The organism is Desulfovermiculus halophilus DSM 18834, assembly GCF_000620765.1.
GTDB classification, from domain to species: Bacteria; Desulfobacterota; Desulfovibrionia; order Desulfovibrionales; family Desulfothermaceae; genus Desulfovermiculus; species Desulfovermiculus halophilus.
Genome location: NZ_JIAK01000044.1, coordinates 1 through 9,872, shown reverse-complemented (window position 1 = coordinate 9,872; position 9,872 = coordinate 1). Strand labels below are relative to the sequence as shown.

Here is a 9,872-nt window from a genome sequence, read left to right as displayed (position 1 = left end):
GCAATCAGCGGTTCAAAATTCTTCCTCTTCTCTTTTATGCAGATACGCCATCAGCGGCAAGAAAAAGAATGCGAGGAATCAGCCATGAAGGGTGAATTGACTGCAATAATAGAAAAAGCCCCTGAGGGGGGCTACTGGGCATATTGCCCTGAAATCCCAGGTGCCAACGGACAGGGCGAGTCTGTGGACGAAGCAAAGGAAAGCCTTAAGCAGGCTGTTGTGCTGATTTTGGAGGATCGTCTGGAGGATGTAACTCGTGGCCTCCCTGATGATACGATTCGAGACACCATTGCAGTCTGATGAAAAAGCGAGAGCTTGAAAAAATACTGCGGAGGCGGCTGTTATCTGAAGAGGGAAGGGGCGTCCCATGCTTTGTGGATAAACCCCAAGACAGGGGTTGTGGAAGCTGTACCACGGCATACGGAAATCAAAGAGCCGTTGGCCAGGAAGATATTGAAAAACCTCAATATCTCGCAATAAATAAGATTTTTTTCTCTTCTTCCGCAGAGTCGCTTTCAGTGGTAGGAAAAAGAAGATTGAAACCGCAGATCTCGCCCCAGTGAAATGGCAGAAATTTCACGGGGCAAGCAGATCTTCGCAGATAATAAATCTCTGGATCAGCGGAGATTAGTTTATCCCGTGAAACAGACATAGTCTCAAGCGTAGCGAGTTTCACTGGGACGCAATCAGCGGCTAAAAACCTTTGGTTTTCTCTTTTCCGCAGAGAGATGATCAGCGGCAAAAAAAAGAAAATGGAATCGTTCCAGTTAAGTAGACCTTTTGGTCTTCAGCATAGCTTCAGCTTCACGGAATAAATAGATCTTCATGGATAAACAAGGCAGGAATCAAATAGACATGCCCGAATATGCCAAAGACGTATTCCTCTGCCATGCGGGCAAGGACATGGAGCGAGTTGTCCGCCCATTAGCCCACAAGCTGGAATCCGCCGGCATATCCTGCTGGCTGCCAGATACTACGCTGCAGACCAGATGCAACTGCTAAAAGTCCAACTTAACTGAATCAGAATAAAATCTGCTTTTATAACTTTTTGTTTTTGCTGACATCTGATTTCTGATCTCTGACCTCTGCGCTTGCAAAACTATTTTTTGCAGGCGCGTCTGACCAGGAAAAAGAGCAGTTCCTTAGGCAGACTTTTGACACCATCAAGGATTATTTCCAAAAGGGTTTGCAGGAGCTGGAGCTAAAGGTTCCGGAAGCATCAACTGATTTTGAGGAGATTTCCAGGTACAAATTCATAGCCAGGATTTATCACAAGGGCATGGAAAAAAGCAGCTGCAAAATCTGGCGCGGCGGGCTTGGCAGAGACAGCGGCATTGCCTTTGCGGAAGACCAGTTTGATATCAATCAGGACAATTCTTTCAACGAACAGATTACAGTGGAAGATACCGGCCACGCGCTTGGCCTGCGAATGCTCATGGGACCAGCCTTAGGAACCCAGCCCAGGGATCTGCTTCTCAATCAACAGGAAGTAGCGGAAGCCTTGTGGCTGCGGTTTGTGCAGAAACTGGAGCAGTAACCCACGAAAAAACAATCTATTTCCAAAGGTCAAGAGATCGTGAGTGAAAAGCCATTTTTCTCAGTCGTCATCCCAGTCTACAACAAAGGACCACATATTCAGCGCTCCATCAGCTCAGTCCTGAACCAGACATTTCAAGACTTTGAAGTCATCTTGGTCAACGACGCCTCCACGGACAACAGCTTGGAGGAAATACAGAAATCCACAGATCCCCGCATCCGAATCCTGCACCGAGATGAACCCGGTCCGGGCGGGTATGCTGCCAGAAACCTGGGCATCAAGGAGGCCCGGGCTGAATGGGTGGCGTTTCTGGATGCGGATGATGAATGGTATGAAGAGCATTTGGAACGAATGTCGTTATTAAGTCAAAAATATCCCAATATCAACTTCATGTCCTGCGGCTATATATGGCAAACAAAACAATTTGATAAAGTTGATAATTATTTTGTTAAAAATAAAGAAAAAGGACCACATGTAATTTCTGCATGTGAGTATTTAAGTAATTGCTTAAGTGATTCTAGGCCAGTTAATACAGATGTTGCTTGTGTAAGATCATCATCACCTATATTGCCATCTTTATTCCCTGCTGAAGAAAAAGCTAAACGCGGTGGAGATCTGCACGCCTGGCTCAAAATGATGTGCCGGCACAAAAAGATGGCCTGGTCCGATCACATCGGTGCTGTCTATTTTCAGGACAGCGTTAACATGGTCACCAAAACAGCCCCGTCCTCACCCTGTCTGATGAGCAGTAAAATCTACCGGGAGTTGTCAGGAGGATTGAATGCAGAGGAAGCAAAGCTGTTGCGAAAGTATTTGAATATGAGATTAAAAGCTGCATGGATAGACAATCTAAAAAGAGGCAACAAAAATTTTGGCCTGCCCCAAAGGCTTTACTGGCAGGGGGACATGACAAATGCATTAGAACTGTCTTTCTTGGCGCTAAGTCCTACATTTTTGTTAAAATCCGCAATGGCCCTTAAGGCACTGCGAAGAAACAATGCTTAGAGTGTTTTTTGCGGGCGACTTTGCACCATGCTGGCGGTTCGAAGCCCTGGCCCTAGAAAATGGTGAGACCGTATTCGGGGACTTGCGGGATGAAATAATATCCTCTGATATTTCGTTTCTTAATTTGGAAGCTCCTTTATGCAGGAATGGCAGCCCTATCAAAAAAACCGGCCCAAACATCCTCGCACACCCAGACTGCATCAAGGCTGTTGCAGATTCTGGATTTGATGTTGCCGGACTGGCAAACAACCACATAATGGATTTCGGACCGGCAGGACTCCAGGAAACATTAAAAGCATGCGGCAATGCCGGAGTCAAAACATGCGGAGCCGGCAAAAATCTTAAAGAAGCCCGAAAACATTTGCTAATAAAAAAACAGGGCGTAACAGTGGCATATATCGCAGTTGCAGAGCACGAATTCAGCATTGCGAAAGCCTACACACCCGGTGCAGCGCCGCTTGATCCGATAGACAGTCTTGCACAGCTTGAAAAAGCAAGAAAATATGCTGATCTTGTTTTCATGACAATCCATGGCGGCAATGAACATTTCCCCTACCCCAGGCCCGGCCTGCGGAAAATATGCAGATTTTTTATAGACCGGGGAGCTGATGCTGTAATCTGCCATCATGCCCATGTGCCAGGAGCGTACGAGTTTTACAAAGATAAGCTCATTGTCTACAGCCTGGGCAACCTGATTTTTGATCATCCCAAGCCGCCCGAAGGCTGGAATCAAGGCTATGCTCTGCGACTGGAATATGATGTCGGTACCAAACAGCCGATTTCCCATGAAATAATCCCCTACACCCAATCAGTCAAACAGGGTGGCGTGCGGAAGATGCATGGAAATGAAAAACAAGCCTTTTTCCAACAAATGACTCATTATAAGCAGACCCTTTCCAATGAAAATGCTTATACAAAAACTTGGGTAGATTTTTGCGACTCCAGGGAGACTGCGGTACTGCTAAGAATGTTCATGCCCTTTCAGTTCCGCGGCCTTGGAAGACTCAGCAAATATCTTCCGATAATAAAATTCATCCTTCCGAAATCCAGCATTGAGGCCAGGAAAAACCTCATTCAATGCGAATCACACCTTGAACTGCTTTTGGAATTATTGGAGAGAAAATGATAGCCATCCATCACCGCCCGGGAAGCTTTAGTGACAAGTGGATAGAATACTGCGATGAGCACAACGTTCCTTACAAGCTTGTGGATTGTTATGCCTCAGACATTATTGACCAGATTAAAGATTGCCAAGGTCTTATGTGGCACTGGGCGCATTATGATCATAAGGCGCAGCTTTTTGCCAGACAACTTACGTATTCGCTGGAGATGATTGGCAAAAAAGTTTTCCCGGACAGCAAAACCTGCTGGCATTATGATGATAAGGTGGGACAGAAATATCTGTTGGAGACTATTGGAGCCCCACTTGTTCCGAGTTATGTGTTTTATGACCAGGATACCGCCCTGACCTGGGCGGACCAGGCTACCTATCCGAAAGTATTTAAACTCAGGAATGGTGCCGGCTCAGGCAATGTGAAGCTGGTTTCGGACAAACACAGAGCAAAGCAATTGATCAAAAAAGCTTTTGGCAGGGGTTTCAAAGCTTCAAGTCGGATTAATCTATTTAAAGACCGTCTTTGGCACTTCAGGCGGGATAAGTCTTTATCTTCTATGTTGAATATCAGCAAGGGGGTGGGACGGCTGTTTATCCCCACGCCAACAGAGCAAAATTTTCCTCTTGAAAAGAACTACACCTATTTTCAAGATTTTGTTCCCAATAATGAGTTTGATGACAGGTTGGTGGTTATCGGAAATCGGTGTTTTTGTATTAGACGGCATACTAGAGATGACGACTTTAGAGCTTCTGGTAGTGGTAAATTTGAATATGATGTCGGTTTGTTTCCTAGAGAAAGTATTAGCTTGGCATTTAAGCTCACCGGAATTTTAAAAATGCAATCTTGTGCGATAGATGTGATATATACTTCTTCTGGAAAGCCTATGATTGTTGAAATATCATACGCTTACGTAGCCAAGTCGTATGAAAATTGTCATGGTTTTTTTGATCATAATCTACAATGGTATGATCAACCCGTGCTTCCTCAGCAATTCATGATTGAAGATTTTTTATATAATGTATCACATTTTAAATCTAAATAATAATCATATATTTACATTTATTTTGATTAAATCGCAAGTAACCAATATAGCTTAATCATACTGACAGTATTATTATGTTAAATTATTTTTTAAATATTCTTGTTTTTCTTTATGTTTTATTTGCATTTGTGCTAACACCTGTGCCTGGATTATCAACAATAACTAATATAATATTAATTTTATTGCTGGTTAATCTTGCTCTAAGATCTTTCAAATTAGGTTTGTATGGTTTAAATGAAATTTGGTTCTTTTTCCCTATATTTTGTTATATGTTTGCAACCATACTTTGGAGCACACATCAACATAGCGCATTAATATCTTTTATTTCCTTTTCAACAGCGTACTTAGGTGGAATTGCTGTATATATATCCTTGCGAAATGGAGGAAACATAAAAAGCATATATTATGGATCATTATTAGCATCTTTTATACTTGTGTATTCAGCTATAACTACTGATATTATCATTACAAATACTGCAACAAATTTTAGAGCTGCTGGAATTTCTGGCAATCCTAATCTTATGGGGCTATGTCTCATTACATGTGCATTTTTTATTTATTCCCTTGGTAAAAAACATATATTTAATAATATATATCCTATTACGATCATTTTATTCGCTATATATACTACTGGGAGCAGAAAGATAATAATTGTCATACCTTTTATCATTATATATATTATTTTGAGTAAATACAAGAATATTCAATACACAAAATCCATGTTTTTAAAACTGCGTAAGTATACTGCATTACTTATAATTATACCTTTGATATCATACATCGCAATTAGTGTTACTGAAAGTAGTTTTGCATGGGAAAGAATGCTGAAATTTATTGAGGGGAACGATTCCAGCAGTAGTGTCAGGATCGCTATGATTGAAGAAGGAATAAGTCTTTGGAAGGAGGCTCCAATATTTGGCCATGGAATCAATCAGTATAGATATTTTTCTTTTTGGGATACTTACTCCCACAACAATTATATAGAAATAATGGTATCATCTGGAATAATAGGATTTATATTATACTACTTAGTATATTTTAAAATTTTAAAATACCTACTGAAAAGCAAAAATAATGAACATATGTTGCTTTATGTCTTGATGTTTGTGTTGCTATTAGTATGGGAATTTGCATTAGTATCATATCAAGAAAAATACGTATGGATATTTTTAGGTATATCTTTTTGGATAGCGCATTATAGTAAAAGTAGTCTTATACTAAGTAAATAACCGTGTTTTTTTTACATACATAAATCAGTTGTTGTATTACATCCTGAAATTAATTAAATTTATGGAGAAAATGTTTAACTTTACATACAAACCTCCATGCCAGCGGCTTCGTAGGTCCGCGGGTTTGTATATCAAGTAATACATGACAGTTCTTTCCAGTTCGACCATGCCTGGCTGGCTTTGTTTTGATAACTGATCAGAATAAGGGACCTAGATGTGCTTCGCACATAAACTATGACGGAATCAGGATGCAACTAGATAAGAAAATTTCCTTTTATCTTCCCTCTCTGAGAGGCGGTGGTGCCGAGAGAAGCATGCTAAACTTGGCTCAAGGATTCGCTAATCGTGGGTATCTAGTAGATTTGGTTTTGGCAAAAGCAGAAGGCCCATATTTGTCATTGGTTCCAGATAATGTACAAATAGTAGACTTGAGGGCATCCCGTGTTTTAAAATCGTTGCCAGGACTTGTATGTTATTTACGTAGAGAACAACCTCAAGCAATGCTTTCAGCTATGGGACATGCAAACTTAATTGCTCTTTGGGCTAAAAGAATATCCAATGTACCTGTACGATTAGGAGTTACTATACGTAACACAACAAGCATTTCAATAAAACATGGTAATTATATTCGAAGTAAAATGATTTTATTATTTTCTAAATGGTTTTATGAATCTGCAGATTCAATTATAGCAGTTTCAAAAGGTGTAGCAGATGATTTATCCCAATTCGCTTGCATTCATAGGACAAAAATATCTGTTATCTATAATCCTGTTGTGACAAATGACTTAATGGAAAAGGCAAAAGAAGTGCCTGAGCATCCCTGGTTCAATGACCAATATCCGCCTGTAGTTCTTGGAGTTGGCCGTCTTTCTAAGCAAAAAGATTTTGGCTCCCTGATCAATGCGTTTGCTTTGGTTCGAGAAAAAAAATCAGCGCGATTAGTTATACTTGGTGAGGGAGATGAGCGGGCCAACCTGGAAACACAAATTGATGATCTAGGACTTGAACATTATGCAGACCTTCCTGGATTTGTGGATAATCCTTTTGCATATATGAGTCGAGCTTGTGTATTTGTACTTTCTTCTGCTTGGGAGGGATTACCAGGGGTCTTGATACAGGCTATGGCTTGTGGCGTTCCAGTCGTATCAACTGATTGCCCCAGTGGCCCAAGGGAAATTTTGGAAGAGGGGAAATGGGGGAAGTTGATACCTGTTGGTGATATATATCAGATGGCTAATGCAATTGAATCTGCTTTAAACGGAGACAAAGTTGATGCGCGGGAAAGGGCCATTTTTTTTAATGAAGAAACGATAGTTGATGAATATATACATGTTCTTAATTTAGAAAATCGCTAATGAAACATCCTATTTCAATCCTACACATCATCACTGGCCTTTCAACAGGTGGTGCTGAGACAATGCTCTTTAAACTTTTATCTGGCATGGATAAAAGTAAATTTGACAATCAGGTGGTTTCACTGCTGGAGAGAGGACCTGTAGCAGACAAAATTGAAGCCTTGGGCATCCCGGTTCAATCCTTGTGTATGCCTAGGGGGATTCCTGATCCCAGAGGTGTGTGGAAGATGGGGCGTTTGATCCGCAAGGCAAAACCTGATGTGATCCAGACTTGGATGTATCACGCTGACTTAATGGGTGGCCTTGCTGCTAAATCTGTCAGCAAGGCTCCTGTCATCTGGGGGATACATCATAGCAACCTAGACCCAAAACACAATAAAAAAACAACAATATGGACGGTTAAGCTTTGCTCAAATCTGTCCACCTTAGTTCCTGAGCGTATTGTTTGCTGTTCTAATGCATCTGAGCAGGTACATGCGAACGCTGGCTATTACCAAGATAAAATGATTGTCATTCCAAATGGATTTGATCTAAAATCTTTTGGGCCAAATAGACCTGCAAGGGCTTCTGTTCGTCAAGAGCTGGGGCTAGCACAAGATGCACTGCTCCTGGGTATGGTTGCCAGGTTTGATCCCCAAAAAGATCATGACAATCTTGTTCGGGCTGCTTCACATTTAAAAGATGGAGGAATTGACGCTTTTTTTGTTTTATGCGGCAATAACATTAATGAAAACAATCCAACCCTTCAAAATTGGCTCAAAGAAGCCGGTCTTATCGACCGGTTTTTTCTTTTAGGTCCGAGAGATGATATCCCCAGAATAAATGCTGCATTGGATATTGCGTGTTTATCCTCAATTGGTGAAGGGTTCCCTAATGTATTGGGCGAGGCAATGGCCTGCGAAGTGCCTTGCGTGGCAACAGATGTGGGGGATTCTGCAGCAATTATAGGTGATACTGGGAGGATTGTCCCGCCCAAAGACCCAGAGGAATTCGCCCAAGCCTGTAAGGAATTGATTGATCTGGGTGCTGAGAGCCGGGCTCAGCTTGGCAAAGCAGCTCGACAAAGAGTTGAAACGCACTTTGAGCTGGGGAAAGTTGTGAGGCAGTACGAGGACTTATATCGAGCAATCATATAGCGCATCTTGTGAGTTGTTACTTATACTTACATTTAGATTGCTTTGGCTCAGATTGGCCTAAGAATAAGTTTTAAAAGGAGTTACTTTTCATAAAGTTATTGTTTGGTCGGCTGAAAAACTTGAATGAAAGATTACGTTTGTCCGAGATATTTCTTGAAAAAGGTGGATATAATTTTAATTTTCACGAGAGGTGGAGGTCAATTAGATGATAAAGATACAAGGAGTACCTTGGTGGAGCAAAATTGGTATCAAGCTTCTAATTGGCATGACTCCATTACCATATGAACGAATTCGTAGTGCATTAACTGGGGCTAGGGGCGGCATGGAATCTCCTGAGTATGCACAGCGGGTTTTTAACCGTTTCTATGACAACTTCCAAAGATATAAAGAAAAAGTTGACAATGGTGCATTTCTCGAAATAGGCCCAGGAGGCAGTCTATTGAATGGAATTTTCGGTAAAGCAATGGGGTTTAAGAAGTGTTTTCTGATAGATGTAGGTAACTTTGCGAGTCCAGACTTAGCATTGTATAGCGAATATGTTAAGTTGCTCAAAGAGTCAGATCAAGCAAAGTTTTGGCATGCATTTCATCTTGAGGACGATATTTTTAATGCCATGAAAAAAATTGGAATTTATTATTATACGGCTGGCATTGAATCTATGAAATCGATACAAACTGCTTCAATATGCTTCTCTTTTTCGAATGCAGTATTGGAACATGTAGAAAAGAAAGAGTTTTATGAATTTTGTCAAGAGTTATCTAGAATTCATAAAAGACGCTCACTATCCATACATCAGATTGATTATAAAGATCACCTAGGAGGCGGTTTAAACAATTTGCGTTTTTCTGAAAAAATATGGGAAAGTCCATTGTTCTTTAATCAAGGGTTTTATACAAATCGACTGCGACACAGGGAAATATGTTCTTTCCTTATGCATAAAGGATTTAAGATCCTCCAAGAAGATTTAGCCATCTGGGATACATTACCATTGCCACGAAGGAAACTGGCAAATGATTTTAGGGAAATGACAGATGAAGATCTTCGAATTAAGGGAGCCTTTATTGTAACTCAGAAGATAGCCCAGTTAGCTTAATGCCTAACAATACTGCAGTTGTCATTGACCACCCCAATGGAGCCACCCATGATCGGCTAATCGGGCCACCCTATGATCGCCCTAATGGGGCCAGTTTTAAGTGGCCATCTTGAGGTTGCGAACCCCCCATTTTTTAGGCTGATTTTTGGCTTTTTTCCACCTCTTTTTTGAGAGCTTGGTTTGGCTTTGGTTTCCTGTAGCTGGGCCCATCCAAATAGACCAGGTAGGCATCATGCCGGAGTCTATCGATGGTAGCTGATCCCAAAAGCTTGTTTTCAAAGGCCCGGTCCCATTCCTGGAAATCAAGGTTGCTTGTAATGATGGTGGATGCATGTTCATATCTTTGGGCCACGAGATCGT

11 protein-coding genes are annotated in these 9,872 nt (G+C 41.2%); 10 read left to right on the top strand and 1 reads right to left on the bottom strand.

All coding sequences use genetic code 11. The features are described from left to right. From N902_RS0113875 to N902_RS0113825, 10 genes are all read left to right on the top strand, one after another. Window positions 1–300: type II toxin-antitoxin system HicB family antitoxin (locus N902_RS0113875; protein ID WP_208596336.1), on the top strand; the 300-nt coding region annotated here is incomplete at its 5' end. Between the two features lie 15 nt (window positions 301–315). Further along, window positions 316–480, top strand: coding sequence for a type II toxin-antitoxin system HicA family toxin (locus N902_RS20710; protein WP_425246868.1), 165 nt, complete (start codon window positions 316–318; stop codon window positions 478–480). Between the two features lie 706 nt (window positions 481–1,186). After that, complete coding sequence (locus N902_RS0113865) at window positions 1,187–1,537, top strand: hypothetical protein (protein WP_027371400.1); 351 nt, start codon at window positions 1,187–1,189, stop codon at window positions 1,535–1,537. 39 nt (window positions 1,538–1,576) lie between these two features. Continuing rightward, the gene (locus N902_RS19485; protein ID WP_153304234.1) at window positions 1,577–2,542 is read left to right on the top strand and encodes a glycosyltransferase family A protein; all 966 of its coding nucleotides are present in this window, start codon (window positions 1,577–1,579) and stop codon (window positions 2,540–2,542) included. Next, on the top strand, window positions 2,535–3,668 hold the full coding sequence (locus tag N902_RS19480; protein ID WP_084288424.1) for a CapA family protein: 1,134 nt from the start codon (window positions 2,535–2,537) through the stop codon (window positions 3,666–3,668). The genes N902_RS19485 and N902_RS19480 overlap by 8 nt, the downstream gene beginning before the upstream one ends. After that, window positions 3,665–4,699 carry an ATP-grasp domain-containing protein gene (locus tag N902_RS0113845; protein ID WP_027371397.1) on the top strand — a complete coding sequence of 345 codons (1,035 nt, stop codon included), beginning with the start codon at window positions 3,665–3,667 and terminating at the stop codon, window positions 4,697–4,699. The genes N902_RS19480 and N902_RS0113845 overlap by 4 nt, the downstream gene beginning before the upstream one ends. 74 nt (window positions 4,700–4,773) lie before the next feature. Continuing rightward, window positions 4,774–5,928, top strand: a complete 1,155-nt coding sequence (locus N902_RS19475) for an O-antigen ligase family protein (protein ID WP_084288422.1) — start codon at window positions 4,774–4,776, stop codon at window positions 5,926–5,928. Between the two features lie 248 nt (window positions 5,929–6,176). Beyond that, on the top strand, window positions 6,177–7,283 hold the full coding sequence (locus N902_RS0113835) for a glycosyltransferase (RefSeq protein ID WP_034622972.1): 1,107 nt from the start codon (window positions 6,177–6,179) through the stop codon (window positions 7,281–7,283). Next, window positions 7,283–8,419: a glycosyltransferase family 4 protein gene (locus N902_RS0113830; RefSeq protein WP_051564610.1), complete on the top strand. Its 1,137-nt coding sequence runs from the start codon at window positions 7,283–7,285 to the stop codon at window positions 8,417–8,419. Before N902_RS0113835 ends, N902_RS0113830 begins: the two co-directional genes overlap by 1 nt. 205 nt (window positions 8,420–8,624) lie before the next feature. Then, a complete protein-coding gene (locus N902_RS0113825; protein WP_027371393.1) occupies window positions 8,625–9,512 on the top strand; it encodes a hypothetical protein in 888 nt (295 codons plus the stop codon). Between the two features lie 133 nt (window positions 9,513–9,645). Here N902_RS0113825 and N902_RS18035 read toward each other — a convergent pair. Next, window positions 9,646–9,872: ATP-binding protein (locus N902_RS18035; RefSeq protein ID WP_034622969.1), on the bottom strand; the 227-nt coding region annotated here is incomplete at its 5' end.

Coding starts and splice junctions, on each gene's coding strand:
- N902_RS0113845 (WP_027371397.1), top strand. CDS start 3,665: ATGATAGCCATCCATCACCGCCCGGGAAGCTTTAGTGACAAGTGGATA.
- N902_RS0113825 (WP_027371393.1), top strand. CDS start 8,625: ATGATAAAGATACAAGGAGTACCTTGGTGGAGCAAAATTGGTATCAAG.
- N902_RS19475 (WP_084288422.1), top strand. CDS start 4,774: ATGTTAAATTATTTTTTAAATATTCTTGTTTTTCTTTATGTTTTATTT.
- N902_RS19480 (WP_084288424.1), top strand. CDS start 2,535: ATGCTTAGAGTGTTTTTTGCGGGCGACTTTGCACCATGCTGGCGGTTC.
- N902_RS0113830 (WP_051564610.1), top strand. CDS start 7,283: ATGAAACATCCTATTTCAATCCTACACATCATCACTGGCCTTTCAACA.
- N902_RS0113835 (WP_034622972.1), top strand. CDS start 6,177: ATGCAACTAGATAAGAAAATTTCCTTTTATCTTCCCTCTCTGAGAGGC.